The sequence below is a fragment of the Arthrobacter sp. GMC3 genome (assembly GCF_002929305.1).
In the GTDB taxonomy this organism is placed as follows: Bacteria; Actinomycetota; Actinomycetes; order Actinomycetales; family Micrococcaceae; genus Specibacter.
Window position 1 is genome coordinate 234,062 of sequence record NZ_PJIO01000007.1, and the last position, 19,619, is coordinate 253,680.

General features: G+C 63.5%; 16 protein-coding genes. 10 read left to right on the forward strand and 6 right to left on the reverse strand.

From position 1 onward, the window contains the following. Positions 1–39: 39 nt before the first annotated feature. Positions 40–1,245 (forward strand): amidohydrolase family protein, encoded by a 1,206-nt coding sequence (locus CXQ94_RS13460; RefSeq protein ID WP_104091071.1) that lies wholly within the window; start codon positions 40–42, stop codon positions 1,243–1,245. A 10-nt stretch (positions 1,246–1,255) separates the two neighbouring features. Here CXQ94_RS13460 and CXQ94_RS13465 read toward each other — a convergent pair whose 3' ends face one another. Together CXQ94_RS13465 and CXQ94_RS13470 are read right to left on the reverse strand one after the other, a co-directional pair. Then, positions 1,256–1,489: a hypothetical protein gene (locus tag CXQ94_RS13465; RefSeq protein ID WP_104091072.1), complete on the reverse strand. Its 234-nt coding sequence runs from the start codon at positions 1,487–1,489 to the stop codon at positions 1,256–1,258. Between the two features lie 196 nt (positions 1,490–1,685). Beyond that, on the reverse strand, positions 1,686–2,135 hold the full coding sequence (locus tag CXQ94_RS13470; RefSeq protein ID WP_104091073.1) for a MarR family winged helix-turn-helix transcriptional regulator: 450 nt from the start codon (positions 2,133–2,135) through the stop codon (positions 1,686–1,688). A 103-nt stretch (positions 2,136–2,238) separates the two neighbouring features. Here CXQ94_RS13470 and CXQ94_RS13475 point away from each other — a divergent pair, with 103 nt between their 5' ends. Next, positions 2,239–4,104, forward strand: a complete 1,866-nt coding sequence (locus tag CXQ94_RS13475) for an ABC transporter ATP-binding protein (RefSeq protein WP_104091074.1) — start codon at positions 2,239–2,241, stop codon at positions 4,102–4,104. Between the two features lie 13 nt (positions 4,105–4,117). Here the strand turns inward: CXQ94_RS13475 and CXQ94_RS13480 are convergent, their stop codons facing one another. Then, a complete protein-coding gene (locus CXQ94_RS13480) occupies positions 4,118–5,458 on the reverse strand; it encodes an MFS transporter (RefSeq protein WP_219817053.1) in 1,341 nt (446 codons plus the stop codon). A gap of 112 nt (positions 5,459–5,570) precedes the next feature. On the opposite strand from CXQ94_RS13480, the gene CXQ94_RS13485 reads away from it, so the two are divergent. The 8 genes from CXQ94_RS13485 to CXQ94_RS13520 all read left to right on the forward strand — a co-directional run bounded on the left by CXQ94_RS13485 (position 5,571) and on the right by CXQ94_RS13520 (position 15,205). Then, complete coding sequence (locus tag CXQ94_RS13485; protein WP_104091076.1) at positions 5,571–6,344, forward strand: SGNH/GDSL hydrolase family protein; 774 nt, start codon at positions 5,571–5,573, stop codon at positions 6,342–6,344. Positions 6,345–6,501: 157 nt separating this feature from the next. After that, a complete protein-coding gene (locus CXQ94_RS13490; protein ID WP_104091077.1) occupies positions 6,502–9,030 on the forward strand; it encodes an Ig-like domain-containing protein in 2,529 nt (842 codons plus the stop codon). 350 nt (positions 9,031–9,380) lie between these two features. Beyond that, on the forward strand, positions 9,381–9,617 hold the full coding sequence (gene rpmB / locus CXQ94_RS13495; protein WP_062007873.1) for a 50S ribosomal protein L28: 237 nt from the start codon (positions 9,381–9,383) through the stop codon (positions 9,615–9,617). Next, on the forward strand, positions 9,617–9,784 hold the full coding sequence (rpmG, locus tag CXQ94_RS13500) for a 50S ribosomal protein L33 (RefSeq protein WP_044574616.1): 168 nt from the start codon (positions 9,617–9,619) through the stop codon (positions 9,782–9,784). Before rpmB ends, rpmG begins: the two co-directional genes overlap by 1 nt. A gap of 4 nt (positions 9,785–9,788) precedes the next feature. Continuing rightward, positions 9,789–10,094, forward strand: a complete 306-nt coding sequence (gene rpsN / locus CXQ94_RS13505; protein ID WP_062007872.1) for a 30S ribosomal protein S14 — start codon at positions 9,789–9,791, stop codon at positions 10,092–10,094. 534 nt (positions 10,095–10,628) lie between these two features. Continuing rightward, positions 10,629–10,910 carry an HU family DNA-binding protein gene (locus tag CXQ94_RS13510; RefSeq protein WP_062007871.1) on the forward strand — a complete coding sequence of 94 codons (282 nt, stop codon included), beginning with the start codon at positions 10,629–10,631 and terminating at the stop codon, positions 10,908–10,910. A 276-nt stretch (positions 10,911–11,186) separates the two neighbouring features. Continuing rightward, a complete protein-coding gene (locus tag CXQ94_RS13515) occupies positions 11,187–13,274 on the forward strand; it encodes a cytochrome c oxidase assembly protein (RefSeq protein WP_104091107.1) in 2,088 nt (695 codons plus the stop codon). Next, positions 13,274–15,205, forward strand: coding sequence for an NHL domain-containing thioredoxin family protein (locus CXQ94_RS13520; protein WP_104091078.1), 1,932 nt, complete (start codon positions 13,274–13,276; stop codon positions 15,203–15,205). Before CXQ94_RS13515 ends, CXQ94_RS13520 begins: the two co-directional genes overlap by 1 nt. Before the next feature lie 31 nt (positions 15,206–15,236). Here CXQ94_RS13520 and CXQ94_RS13525 read toward each other — a convergent pair whose 3' ends face one another. The 3 genes from CXQ94_RS13525 to CXQ94_RS13535 all read right to left on the reverse strand — a co-directional run. Beyond that, positions 15,237–16,223, reverse strand: a complete 987-nt coding sequence (locus CXQ94_RS13525) for a hypothetical protein (protein ID WP_258067071.1) — start codon at positions 16,221–16,223, stop codon at positions 15,237–15,239. Positions 16,224–16,312: 89 nt separating this feature from the next. Next, entirely contained in the window at positions 16,313–17,905 is a 1,593-nt protein-coding gene (locus CXQ94_RS13530; protein ID WP_104091079.1) for a helicase HerA-like domain-containing protein, read from the reverse strand. 70 nt (positions 17,906–17,975) lie between these two features. Beyond that, the coding region (locus tag CXQ94_RS13535; protein WP_219817054.1) for an HNH endonuclease signature motif containing protein at positions 17,976–19,619 on the reverse strand (1,644 nt) is incomplete at its 5' end.

The following is a 19,619-nucleotide window of genomic DNA, read 5'->3' on the forward strand; positions in this document are numbered from 1 at the left end:
CCCCGGACGTTTCCGTCCGGGGAAATAGGAGATTCCGCCATGTCCAACGCCGCCACCGGGACGCTGACCATCACCAACGCTTTGATCTTCGACGGGTCCTCACCCGAGCTCACTGCGGGCTCGATCGTGATGCGCGACGGCGTTATTGAGGCAGTGGGCCAGGCGGCCGCCGTGGGCGAGGTGGTCGACGCCGGCGGGAAAGTGGTGGTCCCTGGTCTCATTGACGCCCACTTCCACGCCTACGCCGTCGGCCTGGGCGGTTTCGAGGTGGAACGGGGCCCCTTGAGCTATGCCGCGCTGGTGGGGGCGCAGCGCCTGGGGTCGGCTCTTGGGCGCGGCTTCACCACCGTCCGCGACGTTGCAGGCGGCGACATTGGCCTGGCCAAGGCGGTGCGCCGCGGCATTTTCAAGTCCCCTCGCTACCTCTTTACCGGCCCGGCCATGAGCCAGACCGGCGGGCACGGCGACCCCCGAGCCGAAGACCTGGACGTCTGCTTCAGCCACGGCCACATGTGCTCGGTAGTCGATGGAGTGGATGACCTCCGCAAGGCCGTGCGCGACAGATTCCGTACTGGCAGCCACGCCATCAAGATCATGACCTCCGGCGGAGTCGTCTCCCTGACCGACCCCATCAGGGTGCCGCAATACTCGGCAGAAGAGATCCAAGCAGTGGTCGAGGAAGCCACGCGGCGCAACAGCTACGTGGCCGCCCACGCCTACTCGCCCGAAGCCATCAAGCACTCCGTGGAAAACGGTGTCCGGTCCATCGAGCACGGGAACCTCATGGACCAGGAAACCGCGGAGCTCATGGCCCGGCACAGCGCCTACCTCGTTCCCACGCTGGCCGCCTACGACGCCATGAACCGCCGCGGCGAGGCACTGGGGCTGCACCCCATTTCACAGGTCAAGAACGCCGAGGTGCTCTCCGCCGGCAAGACCGCGATCGCACTGGCGCTCGCCGCCGGTGTCAAGGTCGGCTTCGGCTCGGACCTCATGGGCGAGCTGGAGAACGACCAACTCGTGGGCGTTCGCCTGCAAACCGAGGTGGCCGGCGTGTTTGAAACACTGCGGTCCATGACCTCGGTCAATGCCGAGATTCTCCAGGACACCCGCATAGGCCGGATCGGAGCCGGCGCACACGCCGACGTCGTCATTCTTGACGGGAACCCGTTCGACGACGCCGCCGCACTGTGGGATGAGGCGCGCCCCCGCGTCGTCATCCAGGCCGGGCTGGTCGTCGCCTAAGAACCTGGGGTTAGGTGCCCAAGACCATCCAAATGCTGAAGGTGTCGAAAGAGATTAACTTCCGCTTTCCGGTGGCTTCAGAAATGATCCACAAGGCGCGGGCTTCTGGCGCCTTGTCCTGAACAATTCCGCGGTGAACCACCATGTCGAGCACCCTGGCCTCCACCAGGTCGCCGCGGAACAGTGGGGCAAGGCTGCGCACCCGGTGGGCCCGGGTGGGAGCAGCTGAAATATCGAGCGACATGGCACGGCCTCCTGTTTACCCTCTTGCATAACGCCCCGGTGGGGCCATGATTCAAGTCTGCAGGGGCAATGTTGCGGCCATGTTGCCACTGGGTAAGAAGTTTGTGGCGGCCACGCCAACTTTTATGCGCAGCGCCAGGGAGTCAGCACCCACGCGTTGCGCATAATGTAACGCTGAGCGCCTCGAGACCGGACGTTTAGTCGCTGAGCTGGCCCAGTATTCTGGCCAGCTCGGTCCGGTCTTGGGCGGGCAGGCGCGCAAAGTACTCGTTGGATTTATCGCGCCGCTCGGCCCGGATGTCGGCAAAAAGTTGCCGGCCCTCATCCGTGGCCACAATAAGGGTGGCCCTGCGGTCGGTGGGGTCAGGATCGCGGCGTGCCAGGCCCTTGGCTTCCAGCTGGTCAACTACCTCGGTGGCCGAGCGGGCGGCAATGCGGAGCCGTTCCGCAAGATCCTTCAGCCTCAGGGCGCCGGGCTCACCCGTACCGGCAGCCTCGGGGCCGCGGCGCAGCAAGGTCATCAGGGCCCGCCATTGGTGCGGGGTCAGCTCCCACGGGGCCAGCTGTTCGGCCCACGTGCGGCGCAGGCCGCGGAATGCTGTATGAAACAGTTCGCCAAGATCGGCGGAGTCATCAAGTGAAGCCATACTTAACAGCATACCCAATTTGACGGGCAACCACATAGTGAGGTAACCTCGGTATTACTTGGTGCGAGTCCCGCACCCCGCACACCATCTGGAGGTGTAGCCAATGAGTGAAAATATCCTCAGCCAAAATCCCGCCCAACGTGGCGGCTCCCCGCGCTCCGGCGGACCCAACCGCGGCCCCGGACGCATTAACCCCGCAGACCGCAAGCAACTTGCCGCCCAACCTGTCAGCCTCAATCGCATTGCCGCGCTGTTCGCACCGCACAAGGTGAGCATCACCGTCGTCGTACTTCTCATCAGCGTCTCAAGCATCGTGGGCCTGGCTCAGCCGTTTTTGGTCCGCCACATCATCGACACCGCACTCCCGCACAAGGACGTAAACCTGCTCCTGTGGCTCACCGGCGGCATGGTGGCCGTGGCCGCCGCAACCTCGGCGATCGGCGTGGTCCAAACCTGGATGACCACCGGCATGGGCCAAACCATCATGCACACCCTGCGCACCAGGCTGTTCACGCACCTGCAAAAACAGTCCCTGGGCTTCTTCACCCGGACCCGCGGAGGGGAGGTGCAGTCGCGGCTCAACAACGACATTGCCGGCATGCAATCGGTCATTACTTCAACGGCCACCGGCATTGCCTCGAACGTGACAACCACCGTCGCCACGGCCATCGCCATGGTGGCGCTCTCCCCGCAACTGTCACTGCTGTCACTGATCGTGATCCCGCCGGCCATCTGGTTCTCCCGCCGCGTGGCCCTGCTGCGCCGCGACATCACCTCCTCCATGCAGGCCGAACTGGCCACCATGAACACGCAGGTTGAGGAGGGCTTGAGCATTTCCGGCGTCCGGCTCGCTAAAACTCTGGGCACCACCGGGCGCGATGAACGCCGCTACACCGAAAGTTCACAGCGGCTCGTTGGCCTGGAGATGCGCTCACAGCTGGCCGGGCAGTGGCGCATGGCCACCATGGGCATCATCTTCGCCGCCATCCCGGCCGCCATCTATCTGGTGGCCGGCCTGCCCGCCACCAGCGGCGGCATGACCATCGGCACCCTGGTCGCGTTCACGGCGCTGCAGGGCACCATCTTCCGCCCCATCATGGGCCTGCTGAACCTGGGCGTCCAATGGGTCACGGCCATGGCGCTCTTTAGCCGTATCTTCGAATACCTCGACCTCACGCCCGAAATAGAGGCCCCTGCCAATCCTGTCCAGATCGATCCGGCCACCGTGCGCGGTGACGTCCGTTTTGAGGGTGTCCGTTTTGCGTACGACGGCGGAGCAGAAGTTCTCCACGGGATCGATCTTGCGCTTCCCGCCGGGACAACCACCGCCGTGGTGGGTCCCACGGGCTCCGGGAAATCGACCCTGGGGTCCCTCCTCTCACGCCTGCACGACGCCACGGCGGGCCGGATCACCATTGACGGGGTGGATGTTCGCGACATCGACCCCGAGAACCTGACCCGCATTGTGGGTGTGGTGTCCCAGGAGAGCTACCTGATTCACGACACCATCCGGGAAAACCTGTTACTGGCCGCCCCTGACGCGGACGACGCCGTGCTGTGGAGCGCGCTTGCCTCGGCACAGATCGCGGATCTCATTGCCGGTCTGCCGGATGGCCTGGACACCATGGTTGGCGCCCGCGGGCACCGGTTCTCCGGTGGCGAGCAGCAGCGCCTGGCTATTGCCCGCACCATTTTGCGAAACCCGCGCGTTCTGGTCCTGGACGAGGCAACCTCGGCGTTGGACAACACCACCGAGGCCCAGGTGCAGGCCGCCCTTGACCGGCTGGCTGTTGGCCGAACCACGCTGACTATCGCGCACAGGCTCTCCACCGTGGAGGAGGCGGATCAGCTTGCCGTGTTGGCCGCCGGAACCATCGCGGAGGTAGGCACTCCCGCCGAGCTCCGCGACGCTGGTGGGGCTTACGCCGCCCTTATCGCCTCGGGTGAACCGCTCGAGCTGGTCGGCTAGCAGGCCGCCCCGTCTATGCCGCCCGCCGCGACACCAAAACGGTGCCAAGCGCCAGCAGGCACGCCACACCAAACGCCATGACGTATCCGGCCTCGCCCAGGGCAAGGAGTGCGGCGAACACGGCCCCCACCACACCCAGCGCGGCCGCCGTCGTTAGCACTTCACTGAGCTGCAGGGCCGAGGCGTTGGCGCCCTGCTGGTGCGGCTCGGAACCCTCCAACACCAGCACCGACTGCGTTGGGTAGGCCAGTCCAATACCGAATCCGGCCGCCGTCCAGCCAATCCAAGCGATCCAGACCGGCCAGCCCGGCAGCAGGACCAGCGCCGAAACCAGCATCCCCGTCAACATGAACAGCGCGCCCAGGCGCAGCGTTTGCGCGGGCCGGAGCCTGCCGTGCCCGGCAAGCCATGCACCCACGGCCCAGGTCACGCCACCCACCGTCAGGGAGAGTCCGGCCAGCCAGGCGGGCAGGTGTCGCTGGTCGATCATATACAGGGGCAGGTATACATCGGCGATGGTGAAAGCGGTTCCCATGAGCCCGCGCATCAAGATCAGCGACGGCAGCCCCCGCACCATCCGCCAGGTGCCCTTGGGTAGCAGCTTGCTCACCGAAACGCAGAGAAGTACGACGGCGGCACCCAGTTCCACGGGCCACCAGATATTGGCGCGGGCGCTGGCATCGCCCAAGGCCAGCACGGAGGCCGAGGCGACAATGGCCCACAGGGGTTTGCGCCACAACGACGGTGCGCGGACTGCCATGGGTTCAACGGCCTTGGCCGGCTTGTTCATACCCATGCCGCGGGTGCCGCGAAACACCACCACGGCGGCAATCGTGGCCAGGACGGGGACGGTGGCAAAAACCCAGCGCCAGCCGAAGTGGTCGGTGATGATCCCGCTCAGCGCCGGTCCCACAATGGAGGGCAGTAGCCAGGCTGCTGCCAGGGCGCCAAACATCTTGGGCCGCAAGTGGGGTGGGAACACTCTTGCTATGCCAACGTACAGGGCCACGCCGTCGAGCCCGGTACCCAGACCCTGGATGGCGCGGGCGGCGACCAACAATTCCATGGTGGGGGCGGCCGCGGCCAGCGCCAGTCCCACCACGTAGATGGCAACCCCTGTCAGCAAGGGTTTTTGCGGTCCGGAGCGATCAATCCACAGGGCGGCCAGGGTCATGGAGATGACAGAGGTGGCCATGGTGATGCCAAAAGCCAGGCCATAGAGGGGAAGGCCATTGAGCTCCTTGGCGGCTTGCGGCATGGCCGTGGTGATGGCTGCCGCCGAGTACGCCACCATGAACGCCAGGCCAAAGAAGCCGATGGTGGCGCTGCGGTATTGGGTGCTCCAGATTGTCACGGGGGAGTTCATGGCAGGAAACGGAAAATCACAGACATAGGATAAGCCTAGTTAAGGCTCCGAGGTATGGATGACAGTGCCAGCGGAGCAGCCAGTACGGCAAGGAGAGAACGTGGAATTTTCGGCACGATATGTGGCATTGGGCGATTCGTTCACGGAAGGACTGGGGGACACCGACGCTTCGCTGCCCAACCAGGTGCGTGGCTGGGCAGACAGGGCGGCGGAACAACTCGCGTTGGCCCATCCGGAGGGGGAGTTCGGCTACGCCAACCTGGCCATCCGCGGCAAGAAGATGGGGCAGATACTCGCCGAACAAATCGACGTGGCGGTGGCAATGAAACCCACCCTTGTCACCAGCTACGCCGGGATCAATGACATCCTGCGCCCCAAGGTGGACATTGACGCCATGATCGCCCGCTACTCGGACGGGATCGCCAAATTGGCTGCCACCGGTGCCCGGGTGCTGATCTTTACCGGCTTTGACGCCAGCACCTCCAAGGTCTTTGCCAGTATTCGCGGCCGCACCGCCATCTACAACGAGCTGGTGCGGGAGGTGGCGGACACTCACGGCGCCGAACTGGTGGACTACTGGCGCTTCCGCGAATACAACGACTGGCGGCTGTGGGGGATCGACCGCATGCACATGTCCACCCCCGGTCACATCAACATGGCCAACAGGGTGCTGGAGCAGGTGGGGGAAACGGTCCGCATCCCCATGCCCGAGCTCCCGCCCATCCCTGTGAAAACCATGGCGGAAACCGTGAAGGACAACGCCGCCTGGACCAAGGAGTATGTGGGCCCCTGGGTCAGCCGCCGGCTCCGCGGGGTGTCCTCAGGTGACAACCTCCTGCCCCGCTGGCCGGAGCTGCGCTCGCCTCTTCGCTAGAAACCGCGCACAAAATCCTTCCCCACAGAGGTCATTGCCGGTGGTTTGCCCACCGAATATACGTAGTGATTACCGATGTGGTGAACCTCTCTGATCCGTAACGTCGCCCACAGGGGGCGATTGTCCCGCGGAAATTTTCAGAGGGAAGGATTTGGCAATGGCCAAATTGAAGGAACCGGCGCTGCTCAGAGCAGCCGGTGGGGTCATCGCTACGGCGATGGTGGCACTAAGCGTTACGGCTGTGGGATTGGCGCCGGCACAGGCGGCAACGCCAGCACCAGCGCCCATCACAAAATCTGTAGTGGGCAATCTGACGGATTCATTTATGGTCCCCGCGGGCGTTACCAAAATCTTGGTGACCGCCAAGGGAGGGGCCGGTGGAAACGGTGCCGGGGCTGCTGTTGGCGGGTCCGGGGCCATTGTCTCGGCCATAGTGCAGGTTGCACAGGGTGATCAAGTGAAACTCCAGGGTGCCAGCCAGGGCGCGAATACCGGATTAGCAACGGCAGGTCTGGGATATGCGGCCGGCGGTTCTGGCGGCGGTGGATCATCGCTATCCATCGCTAAATCGGGTGGCGGTGGCGGTGGCGCTGCCGCAGTCTTGGTCAACGGGGACGCCCGGGTTGTCGCCAGCGGTGGTGGCGGCGCCGGTGGTGCCGGTGGTGCCGGTTGCCTTGGCGGAGTAGGGGCCAACGCGGCTCTGGCGGGAACCGCCGGGACTGTTGCCGGAGGGGTTTGTGCTGGCAAGGGTGCTGCTGGCGCAGCAGTGGGAGGCGGCATCAATGGCGGTACCGCTGGCGCGTGGGACACCGCTGGCGGAGGCGGCGGCGCCGGAGGCGGCCATGTATTGGCCGGCGGTGGTGGTGCCGGCCGCACAGGTGGCGGTGGCGGCGGTGGCGGTGGAGCTGGCTCCAGCTTCCTGGGACTCGGAACCAGCGACTTTTCAGTATTCTCGGGTTCGAAAGGTGCTGGCAGCGTAACCATCAGCTACACGGTTGATACCAACACCACGGTGACGGCGAGCCCCAACCCGACATTTGTCGGGGACACGATTGCCTACACCATCAATACGACGGTTGCAGGCGCTGCGACACCCGTCAGCGGTCCTTTCTCTCTGTATGCCGGAGCCTGCGGCACTGGGGCTCTCCTACGCAGCGGAAATCTGATCAACGGAACCGCGACAGTAGACGCACTGGCAAACGCTTCCGTTTGTGCCACCTTTGGCGGATCCGAGCAGTACAACGGTTCCGAGGGAACCGCTGCAGTGACCATAAACCTGAAGCCCACCACCACGACGGTGACGGCCAGCCCCAATCCCGCCTTGGTAGGTCAGGAAGTCGCTTACACCGTCACCACGGTGGTCGAAGGCACTGCAACGCGTGTCGACGGAGACTTCACCTTGTACGCCGGCGTGTGCGGGAGCGAAACAGTCCTGAAGACTGGCACGCTGGTCAACGGGACCGCCACCTTCAATGCACCGGCAAACGCTAACGTGTGTGCAAGCTTTGCGGGCACCGCCACTCATGCTGCCTCCGATGGCGCACTTCCGCTCCAGGTGAACAAGGATGTTACGACGACTGACGTTTGGTTGCCGTCAAACCCGACCTACGGGGAAACTGACTACGCCTACATCGATGTCTACCGAACCAACAACACCTGGGCAACGCCCAGTGGCACGGTAACCTACAGCTGGAATGGCGGGCCGGCGCAGACCGGGACGCTCAATGAGTGGGGTTACGTTGAACTGGCGATTCCCTTCATGAGTGCTGGCACGCATACGCTGACGGCTAGCTACGGTGGTGACGCGTCATTCAAGGGTTCCGAGGATGCGAGTGAAACCACCGTTTCTGCGGTTGGAACATCGGTTTCACTCTCGTCGTCCGTGAATGCCTCCAATGTTGGTCAGGAGACGGTCTTCACCGCGACGGTGACGGCCGAGCAGGCCTCGGAGCCCAGCGATGAGCCGACCCTAACTAGGGCTCAGCCGGATGCAGAGGTTCCTCCAGTCGCGGAGGTTGATCCGGCGATGGTTCCCACCGGCAGCATTGTCTTTAGCATTCCGGGCAAGACTCTTGGAACCGTAGCGCTGCTCAATGGTGTGGCGGCGTTGCCGATCAGCAACCTGCTGGCAGGTACCAACCAGGTGACGGCCACGTTCGTCGCCAACGGTAACTTTGCGCAGTCTGCTAGCGAGGAGCTCGCCCAGGTGGTCAACAAGCTGCCCACCGCGGCTGTCCTCTCGGTTTCCCCGTCACCGAGCAACCAGGGTGACATTGTCACGGCAACGGCGACGATCTCCGGTGCCCTTGAAGGCCAGACGCTCACGGGCACTGTGCAATTCAGTGTTGGTGGCAAGACCGTGGGCGATCCAATCGCCGTCTCCAACGGCCAGGCGGCCGTAGGTTTGAAGGGTCTTGCCCTGGGCAGCAGCAACATCACCGCGGTTTACAGTGGCGATGCAACGTACCTGGGCTCGGAAGCTGCCAGCCAAACGGCAGTAGTCAACCCGGCAACGTCCACGACCAAGCCGGTGACCACCACCACGGCAAAAGTGGTGGCCAAGGTGCCCCCGCTGGCCAAAACGGGCGTCGAAAACGCTGGCCTGTTGACCGGCGGCCTCGGCCTGCTGGCACTGGGCATGACGCTGGTGCTGGTGCGCCGCCGTCGTACCTCAACACACAGCTAGTACCTAGATAACAAGGAAGCGGCTCCCGGGACATACGCCCCGGGAGCCGCTTCCGTCTTTAACGCAAGGCATGATAAGGGTCAATTGGCGTTAATCGCCACCTCTCAACTAGACTGGGTAGGCGCTAGGTGGCGCGGAGCGTGTGCAATTGCTCCGGTTTGCGGTGATTACCCTCCCGTAGGCCGGTAGTTAGGGGCTCAAGTTGCGTGCCTTCCAGTTTTCGCCGGACCAAGTACGGTCCCTTTCATCTTGAAAAAGACGTGATGGGATCATGCTGTCCAAGGACGAACGCCGCCTAACCGCACGGTTTGCACCAGTGAACCGTTCCCATTCATTTTTTAGGAGTGATCATGGCAGCACATTGCCAGGTGACTGGAGCCGAGCCGGGCTTCGGACATAGCATTTCGCACTCGCACCGCCGCAACAAGCGTCGGTTCGATCCGAATATCCAGAAGAAGCGCTACTGGGTACCGTCCTTGCGCCGCAACGTTACGTTGCAGCTTTCCGTCAAGGGTATTAAGACCATCGACGTACGCGGCATTGACTCCGTTGTTGCCTCGATCTTGGCTCGTGGGGTGAAGCTCTAGTGGCAAAAGACAAGGACGTACGTCCGATCATCAAGCTGAAGAGCACCGCGGGTACCGGTTTCACGTACGTAACCCGCAAAAACCGTCGTAACACTCCGGACCGTTTGGTTCTGAAGAAGTACGATCCCAAGATCCGTCAGCACGTCGAATTCCGAGAGGAGCGCTAAGACTATGGCTAAGAAGTCCATGATCGCGAAGAACGAGCAGCGCAAGGTCATCGTGGAGCGTTACGCCGAAAAGCGTCTCGCCCTGAAGAAGGCCCTCGTTAACCCGGCCTCCACTCCGGAAGAGAAAGAAGCAGCCCGTTTGGGTCTGCAGAAGCTCCCCCGCAACGCCTCACCGGTACGCGTTCGTAACCGCGACGCCATCGATGGCCGTCCGCGTGGAACGCTCCAGAAGTTCGGCATCTCCCGTGTACGCTTCCGCAAGATGGCGCACGCTGGCGAACTGCCCGGTATCAAGAAGTCCAGCTGGTAATATCCCGGACGAAAAAGGGCGGTGACCTTCGGGTCGCCGCCCTTTTTGCTGCCCTGTCGCCGATCCGGCTTGTTGCACACGCCCGAATTGGCGCCGAGAACGGGGCAAAACCGCGCTCCGGATCCGCTCGCTTCCGTCAGAACGGGGCCAACTCGCGAGGACGGCGTATGTTCTGCGGGGTCTCACGAGTTGGCCCCGCTTTCGCGAATATGGCTCCCAAACGGCGGTGGCAACCGCCCGCGCCAGCTGGGGGATCGACTCCGGATCCTGGCCTGTGACGCCGGGAAGACTCGTGCTGCTCGCAGGTTTCGGGGCCCTCGCCGTCGGCCGCAGGCGGCTCCAGCAGTCCTAGCTGCAGGGCAGTAGTTGTCGGCTGTGAGCGAAATATCCCTAGAATTCGGGGAATTTTCCGCCAAAAACCCTGAGAAATGCGGAAATTTACCGGAATCTCGCGGAAAAACTGATATGTTCGCTAGCAGTGGTTGACACGCAACCGCGTGGAATTGAATTTTCTTGACGTCCAGGAGGACAAACATGGCTAAGAATCGTAGCGAATTGGTTGCTGAAGTTGCTGCAAAGGCTGAGACCAGCCAGACGGCAGTAAACGGCGTCCTGGATGCCCTGTTCTCGGTATTCGAGAGCTCCGTTGCAGCCGGCGAAAAGATCACCATCCCGGGCTGGCTCTCCATCGAGCGCACCGACCGTGCAGCACGCACCGGCCGTAACCCGCAGACCGGCGAGACCATCCAGATCGCAGCAGGCCACAGCGTTAAGCTGTCCGCCGGCTCCAAGCTGAAGGCTGCTGTCAAGAACTAGTTTCGACACACAGCATTACACGAAGGCGGTCAGCGTTTGCTGGCCGCCTTCGCGTTTTAACCCGTGGCGGAGGCCTTTTGAACAAAAGTTAAGAGTTCCTGAGAGCTCCCTGATTCGCCCTATCTGTGTCCTGTGCCAGACAATAGAGGGGTGTCACCAGCAGAAGCAGCCACTGAATCCCGCCCGGACCGCCCTTCCCAGGAAGCTACGCAACCCCGGGGGACTTTTGCCGACGGCATTCGCAGCCGCTGGTGGTGGCTTGGCCTAGCATCGGCCATGCTCGGCGTGGTCGCCTCCTTGCTGTGGACTGGTGCGACAGCGGCCGGCCAGTTGCGCGATCCTGGCGCACTAACCCGGTGGGGACTGCCCATAGCCACCACAGTGCACAATCTGTCCTTGGCGACCGTGGTGGGTGCCTTGGTTTTCGCCGTCGTCATTCTTCCCAAGGATCTCAAGGCGCATCGCCCGCACACCGGCAACGCCAAGACCACTGCGGGCAAGCCCCGGGCCGAGCACCCCGCCTTTACCCGCATCATGGCCCTTGCCGCGGTTGCCGGTTGCGTATGGACGCTTTCCGCCATCGCCGTTTTAGTTCTGACCTATTCCAGTGTTTCCGGCATGGCCGTCACGGGAACCAACGACTACACAGCCCAGCTTGTCTTCTTCATGACCCAACTGGCCCAGGGCCAGGCCTGGCTCATGGTGGTCATTTGCGCCGCCGTGGCCACCACCTTGGTCTTCGGCGTGCGTTCCGTGAGCGGACTGGCTGTCCCGCTGGTGCTGGCCCTGCTGTCCTTCGTGCCACAGTCGCTCATCGGCCACTCGGCCTCAAGCGCCGACCACACGGGCGCCGTCAACTCCCTTTTCCTACACGTCACCGGCGCCTCGCTGTGGGTGGGTGGCATCATCGCCCTGGTGGTGGTTTCGGGTGTGCTGGGCAAGATCACGGCGCAAACTCTGCAACGCTTCTCAGCCCTTGCCCTCGTCGCCTTTGCCGTGGTGGTCGGTTCGGGAGTTGTCAACGCCGCCATCCGCATCACCTCCTGGCATGACCTTTTTTACTCCTCCTACGGCCAGCTGATTGTCATTAAGTCTGTGGCGGTGATCCTGCTGGGCGTGATCGGCTACATGCACCGGAGCTGGATCATTCCCCGACTTTCCGGCGGGGAGAAAAGTACGACGACGGCACGCGCCCGCCGCCTGCTCTGGCAGTTGGTCTTCGTTGAACTGTTGATCATGGGTATCACCAGTGGCGTGGCCGTGGGCTTGAGCCGTTCCGCACCGCCGCAGTCCCGGGAGCTCCCCGTTGAGGCACTGACCCCGGCGCAAATTCTCACCGGCTACCCGCTGCCCCCCGAATTGGAATTCTCCCGCTGGTTTACCGAGTGGCGCATGGACTGGCTGTGGGTGGCGTTTGCCCTGATTGCCGGGGCAGCCTACCTGGCAGGCATCATCAAGCTGCGCCGCCGCGGCGACAAATGGTCTGTGCTGCGCAGCGTCTCTTGGTTCGTGGGTCTGCTGTCGCTGGTGTACATCACCTCGGGTGGCACATCTGTTTACGGTGCCGTCCTGTTCAGCGCCCACATGGTGGAGCACATGGCGCTGATGGTCATTGCCCCACTGTTCCTGGCACTAGGTTCGCCAGTGTCCCTGGCCCTGCAGGCGCTCACTCCGCGACGCGATGGCAGCCGGGGCATCCGTGAGTGGATCCTGATTCTGGTGCACTCCAAGTTCTCCCAACTGGTGACCCACCCGCTTTTTGCCGCCGCGAACTTCTCCGGCAGCCTGATCCTTTTCTACTACTCGCCGGCGTTCGGCCTGGCCATGCGCTATCACGTGGGCCACGAGCTGATGATCGTGCATTTCACCATCACCGGCTACATTTTTGTTCAAAGCATGATCGGTGCCGACCCGCTTCCACGCCGGGCGCCGTACCCGCTGCGTCTGCTGCTGCTGCTGGCCACCATGGCGTTCCATGCTTTCTTTGGCGTCTCCATGATGATGGCCACCTCGCTGCTTTCCGGTGACTACTTCGGCAACATGGGCAGGGCTTGGGGCGGTTCGGCCCTGGTGGACCAGCAAACGGCCGGGGGCATTGCCTGGGGCGTGGGTGAAATACCCACCCTCGCCATTGCCATGGGCGTGGCGTATATGTGGTCCAAGTCGGACGCCCGGGAGACCAAGCGCAAGGATAGGGCGGCGGACAGGAATAAGGACGCCGACCTCGACGCTTACAACAACATGTTTGCCCAGCTGGCGGCGCGAGATGCCACCATCGACCCCAATCAACGTGGCCGCACACCAGCCACTACCAACCCATCAGCCCCGGAAGCCCCGGCAGCCACCCAAGGAGAAACGCGCTAGTGGAATCCTCAACGAAGACCTCCCCGCTTGTCCGTGTTCGCGCCTCCGAGCTGGAAGGCCGCGGCTGGTTGAACACCGGTGGGGCGCAGCTGAGCCTGGAAAAACTGCGCGGGAAGATTGTGATCCTGGATTTCTGGACGTTCTGCTGCATCAACTGCCTGCACGTGCTCGATGAACTGCGTCCCTTGGAAGAGCAGTACAAGGACGTGCTTGTCACCGTGGGCGTGCACTCACCGAAGTTTGAACACGAGGCCGATCCCGTGGCCCTTGCCGCCGCCGTCGAACGCTACGAAATCCACCACCCCGTCTTGGATGACCCGGAACTTCTCACCTGGCAGGCCTATTCTGCCCGCGCCTGGCCCACCCTGGTGGTGGTGGATCCTGAGGGTTACATTGTGGCGCACCTTTCCGGGGAGGGCCACGCTGCTGGCCTGGAATCGTTGATCCCGGAGCTGATTGCCGAGCACGAGGCCAAGGGCACGTTGCACCGCGGAGACGGCCCCTATGTTGCGCCGGAGCCGGTCTCACGCGACCTGCGCTTCCCGGGCAAGGTGCTGCCGCTGCCCGAGGGTACGTTCCTGGTGAGCGATACCGGCCACCACCGCTTGGTGGAGATGGCCTCCGATCTCAGCACGGTTGTTCGCACCATCGGCTCCGGCCTCAAGGGTTTTGCCGATGGCTCAGCCGCGGACGCTGCCTTCAACGAGCCCCAGGGCATGGCCCTGCTCCCCGGTGAGCTGGCAGCGGCAATAGGATACGACGTCGTCGTGGCCGACTCCGTGAATCACCGCCTGCGCGGGCTCACGCTGGCCACGGGCGAGGTTCGCACCGTTGCAGGAAATGGTGTGCAGCGCCTTCTGGAGGCTGGCCCTGCCCGGGTGAACGACGACGGCGCCAGCACCTCCGACGCCGATCTTGGCACCGCGCCGCTGGAAGTTTCATTGTCGTCGCCGTGGGATGTGGCTTACTCCTCCGTGCTGAAAACCGTCGTGGTCGCCATGGCTGGCACACACCAGATCTTTGGTTTTGACCCGGCCAGCGGCGCCGTCACCATTGTGGCCGGCAACGGCTTGGAGGGCCTGCTTGACGGACCCGCGGACCAGGCCTGGTTTGCCCAGTCGTCAGGTCTGAGCGAGGACGCGCAGGGGAACATCTGGGTTGCCGACTCCGAGACGTCCGCGCTGCGCGTACTGAAATTTTCCCCTGATGGTGCCGTGAGCGTGGAAACCGCCATTGGTGAGGGCCTCTTTGATTTCGGCTTCCGCGACGGTGACGCCGATCAGGCCCGTCTCCAGCATCCCCTCGGTGTGGCCGTGCTACCGGACGGCTCCGTGGCCATTGCCGACACCTACAACGGTGCGGTGCGCCGCTACGATCCCGCAACCAAGCAGGTCAGCACGCTGGCCCGTGGCTTGGCCGAGCCCAGCGACGTGCTGCTCGATGAATCCGGCGAGGTCCCGCTGCTCATTGTGGTGGAGGCCAACAAGCACCAGTTGATCCGTTTGCCGCTGCCCAAGAACGCCCTCCAGGTGGATGAGGGAGCCGCCCAGACGCAGCGACCCAAGACGCCCGTGGCCGCGGGCGAACTGGCGCTGACCATCCGCTTCGCAGCACCCACAGGGCAGAAGCTCGATGACCGGTGGGGTGACCCCACACAGTTGAAGGTTTCCTCCACGCCACCGGAGCTCCTGCTGGCCGGTGGTGGCACGTCAGTGGGCTTGTCCAGGACGCTGACGCTCTCAGCCGACGTGCCCGAGGGTATCTTGCACTTTACCGCCCGTGCAGCGGCCTGTGACGGCCCCGAAGACGCCAACGGTGAAATCCCGGACCACGCCGCCTGCCACCTGTACCAGCAGGACTGGGGTATCCCGGTGCTGCTCAGCGCAGACGGCGCCACGGAGCTGACCTTGGACCTGCGGGGCATGGACTGACGCTGGACCCTTTGGCCGTTCCGCCGAGTGTTTAGTAGCTGACCACGGGGGTGACGCCTACTGTGGTGCCGTTGATTGAGAGTTTGGCCGTGAAGCCGAAGTCCTCCACGTCTTTCACGGGCGCAGTCACCCCCGTGAACAGGTTCTGCTCGTCGTACTCCACCTGCGCCTTGACGGTCAGGGGGGCAAGCACCCACGTGCCCCCATACGGGGATATGGTGACGTTCGGGTACTCAACGATGCTCCATTTGACCGCCGACGCCACCCGGTTGTTCGTCCCGGCACTCAAGGGGCAGTTGGTGGGCATCAGCACGGCCTGGGCGGCACAGGCATCTAAGTATTTGTGGATGGTTGCATCCACCTGGGCCAGCAGCTCGCTGGTGGGACCTGTGGAAAGTGCGACGGCGGGAACAGTCTCTTGCGGGCCGCTCACTGTACGTTGGACGGCGGGTGCGGCGAACAGGGCCGAGCGGTACTCGGCCTCGTAGTTGCCAGGATAGAACAGGCCGAAGGAGTTCTTGCCATCAGGCATGTTGACGGCAATGCCGTTGATGGTGGCCTGGTTGGCGTTGACCACGGAGACGCTGAGCGTGGGCAGCGTGGTGGGCACAATGTCCCAGCTGTCAAAGAAAAGCCAGTGTTTTGGTCCGGGAATGAGCACGAATTTTGTGGTCAGGGCCGTGCCGTTGACCGTGTAGCCAACAGTGACGCTCTTGCGATTGTCGGGCGTGTCAACGGGATCGCCTACGGTCACATCCTTCAGCGCCGCTTGTGATTTGGCCAGGCCGGGGCCATCCAAAACCGCCGCGTTGGCGTCCGGAACCCGGGCATTGAGCAGGCCGAGAGCCTTGGGCCCGTCCCCGGCGCGAAGTGCCGCCAAGTAGTCGTGCACAGGTTTTTGCGCGCCGAAGGAGTTGGCGTTGACCACAACGATTGTCACGATGGCGGCGGCGATGGCGAGCATCAAAACCAGCAGCCACGCGGCGGCTATCTTGATGAGTTTGGCACCGTTCGTCACCCGTTCAACTGTACCGGCTCAGGCCGTGATGGCCTGAATCCGCCACAACACGCACCTGGTGCGGATTGAATGCCCTATGCCTGCGGGTATCAGCGGCGACGTTTGCGCGGCGCCGTGCCAAAGATGTCTCGCATCAAATTCCGGCCAAGGGAGCTGCCCATGGAACGCATCATGCTCTTCACTCCGCCGCCCAGCGCACCGCCCAGCACGCCGATGACATCCGAAGCCGCGCTGCCGCCGTCGTAGGTGGGAGGAGCCGGGAAATTAACTGGCGGTGGGGGAGGGGGCAGGGGAGCACCAACCGCTGGGCCGGTGGATGGGGCCGGGGCCGGGGGAGCCTGCAGTTTCTCGTAGGCGGAGATCGGATCGACGGCGGTTCCGTAAGTGGGCAGCAGCGACGAGGCGGCGATGACGGCTTTGACGGTGTCCTCCGTGCTGGGCCCCATGATCGAACCGGGGGCGCGCAGGCGGGTCAGGGCAACGGGGGTCGGGGCGCCATTTTCGTTCATGACGGTGACAACGGCCTCGCCGATGCCGGCGTTGGTCAGCACCTCTTCGAGGTCGTAGTCGTTGATGGGGAACGTTGACACCGTCGCCTTCAGCGCCTTGGCATCGTCAGGGGTGAAAGCGCGCAGGGCATGCTGGACGCGGTTGGCCAGCTGCGCCAGGACGTCAGCGGGGACATCTTTGGGGGTTTGAGTGACAAAGAAGATGCCCACGCCCTTGGAGCGTATGAGCCGCACGGTTTGGGTGATGGCCGTCAGGAACGCCTTGCTGGCGCCATTGAACAGCAGGTGGGCCTCGTCGAAGAAGAACACCAGCTTGGGTTTTTCAAGGTCGCCCACTTCAGGCAAATCCCGGAAAAGGTCGGCAAGCAGCCACATCAGGAAGGTGGAGAACAGCAGCGGCTTGTCCTGCACGCTGGGTAGTTCCAAGCACGTAATGACGCCGCGGCCGTCGGGGGCAATGCGCAGGAGCTCGGCAGTATCAAACTCGGGCATGCCGAAGAACTGGCTCAGGCCCTGGGCGTCGAGCGTGATGAGGTTTCGCAAAATGACACCTGCGGTGGCCTTGGACAAACCACCCAACTCGGTCAGGTCTGCCTTGCCCTCAGTGGAGGTGAGGAATTGAATGACGGCGCGCAGGTCCTTGAGGTCGTAAAGTTCCAGGTCCTTGGTATCGGCGTAGTGGAACACCAATTGCAGGCTGGACTCCTGGGTTTCATTCAGTCCAAGGACCCGGGCGAGCAGGATGGGCCCGAAGGAGGTGACGGTGGCGCGGACGGGGACGCCATTGCCATCCCCGCCCAATGCCAGAAACTCCACCGGAAACGCCTTTGACTCCCACACCTGCCCCAGCGCCTGAGTGCGCGCGGTGAGTTTCTCGCTTCCCTCGGCGGCCGTGGCCAGGCCGGTGAGGTCTCCCTTGATGTCCGCCATGAAGACAGGGACGCCCGCCGTGGACAGCTGCTCGGCCATCATATGCAGCGTCACGGTCTTGCCCGTTCCGGTGGCACCGGCCACCAAGCCGTGGCGGTTCATCATCGCCAATGGCAGGCTGACCTGCGCCTCAGCGTGAATTTGCCCATCCACCATGGCGGCGCCGAGGCCGATGGACGGGCCGGAAAAGGTGTAGCCGCTCTTCAGGGCCGCGATAATCTCTGCAGGGGTCTTGGTAGCCATGGGGACAGCGTATCGTGCGTCACATTCGATGTGTGGGAAGTGTCAACGCGTTGTCATCCAGGCCGGGCGGTTACCCGTGGTTTGGGTGGTGGTACTTGATGTGTTTTCCGGTGAGGAAGTATTCGAGAATGCTGGGCGTGGTTGCTGGCGCGCTGGCGGTGTGCTGTAGCGCCTTGGTGATGGTTTTCTTGAGCCATTTTGGGTAGGCCGGTGGTCGCAGTTCCTTGGGTAGTTCGGGGTGGTCGCGGCCGGAGGGTGATGTCCAGCTGATCCGGCCATCTGGTGTGGTGGAGGGTTTCCAGCCGCGCAGGCGGATGCCGACACGGTCCGGGTCTTGCTCGGCACGGTAGTGGCCGTGTTTGTCCTTGTCGTCTTTGAGGTGCTTGGGCGCGTGATGCCTGGCGCAGGCGGGTCTGAGGTTGGTGTGGGTTGATTTCCCGCCGTGTTCCCACGCCTGGACATGGTCCAGCTCGGTGTCTAGGACGGGGTTGGTGCACTGGGGAAAATAGCAGCACTGGGCCATGGCGCGCAGCACGGCACGCTCTGAATCACGCACCCAATACCGGTCCGGGTTCATGTCCAGGGGTTCGTTGGTGATGGGGTCGGTGAACAGCCGCAGGAAGGTGGTGGAGTTTGCCAGCAGTTTCCGGGCGATGGTTTCCGGGATGGGCCCGTAACCGATGAGTTCGGCGGGTTCGTCGGTGATCCCCAACGCCCCGAGCAATGGGACCGTGACAAGGATCTGCGCCTCGGGCAGGGGCGGATCCGTGATGATTTGACCGTTACGGGTGGCGGCCAGCATGTCCAGGTAGTCCTGTAAGGGATCCTCCGGGACACCGTCGACCACGCCGTTAACGTATCCGGGTGTGGCCATACGGATCCCCGCGAAAAGGGGCGAATCCGGGTCCACGGTGAAGGAACCCTTCGTCGATAAATCCCAGGGGGCCGGATCAAAGAATGCACCACAATCCCCGACGGCACTGTTTGGCTCGATACCGGCCGCTCCGGCCCCAGTTCCTGCGGAAGCGCCGGCGTCGTCACGACCGGAGAACCCTTCTTCGAATGGGGTGGTTCGCCCGTGCTGGCCGGTCGGTGATTGGCTGGTCCTGGGCTGGTTGATCCCGTGTGTGTTGATCCCGTGGTGGCCCAGGAGTAGTGCGGTGGCGATGTCGATGCGCAGCTGGGTCAGGGTTCGATTCTCCTCGGGGGATTGGTGTTTGCGGGCCTGCCGGGTGCAGTGGACCCAGATACCCTCGGCCGCCGGTGCGGGCAGGTGCAGGGTAAGCCAGGACATGCCGTCGCGGCCAGGTTCTAAGGTCATGGCCCGACCCAAGATGGCCTGCCTGGTGCGGGTAGGTAACGATTCCGGGTGGGTGCCTTCGCGTAGCCGACGGGCTTTGGACTTAAAGCCGGTGGCGGTTGACCCCGGAGCCAGCCTCAGTAGGTGCTGTTCAAAGTCGGCAAGATCCGCCGGCGCCATGCCGGGCGTTTGGGCGAGTGTGCCGGTTTCGTCAAGGACAGTCCCGACATGCCGCCACGACAGTCTCCCGGCGGTCAGGGCCTCCCGGGTGGCTGGGTGGGAGGCCACGAGTTCGGTGGCGTGACGAACCAGGGTGGTGGCGGTACCTTCCGGGATACACAGCACGGTGGCGATCTCCGCGCGCGCCGATTGCTCGGCCATCCCCGATTGCCAAGGATCCAATGCCAGCGCGGC

Coding starts and splice junctions, on each gene's coding strand:
- CXQ94_RS13460 (WP_104091071.1), top strand. CDS start 40: ATGTCCAACGCCGCCACCGGGACGCTGACCATCACCAACGCTTTGATC.
- CXQ94_RS13465 (WP_104091072.1), bottom strand. CDS start 1,489: ATGTCGCTCGATATTTCAGCTGCTCCCACCCGGGCCCACCGGGTGCGC.
- CXQ94_RS13470 (WP_104091073.1), bottom strand. CDS start 2,135: ATGGCTTCACTTGATGACTCCGCCGATCTTGGCGAACTGTTTCATACA.
- CXQ94_RS13475 (WP_104091074.1), top strand. CDS start 2,239: ATGAGTGAAAATATCCTCAGCCAAAATCCCGCCCAACGTGGCGGCTCC.
- CXQ94_RS13490 (WP_104091077.1), top strand. CDS start 6,502: ATGGCCAAATTGAAGGAACCGGCGCTGCTCAGAGCAGCCGGTGGGGTC.
- rpmB (WP_062007873.1), top strand. CDS start 9,381: ATGGCAGCACATTGCCAGGTGACTGGAGCCGAGCCGGGCTTCGGACAT.
- rpsN (WP_062007872.1), top strand. CDS start 9,789: ATGGCTAAGAAGTCCATGATCGCGAAGAACGAGCAGCGCAAGGTCATC.
- CXQ94_RS13510 (WP_062007871.1), top strand. CDS start 10,629: ATGGCTAAGAATCGTAGCGAATTGGTTGCTGAAGTTGCTGCAAAGGCT.
- CXQ94_RS13515 (WP_104091107.1), top strand. CDS start 11,187: ATGCTCGGCGTGGTCGCCTCCTTGCTGTGGACTGGTGCGACAGCGGCC.
- CXQ94_RS13530 (WP_104091079.1), bottom strand. CDS start 17,905: ATGGCTACCAAGACCCCTGCAGAGATTATCGCGGCCCTGAAGAGCGGC.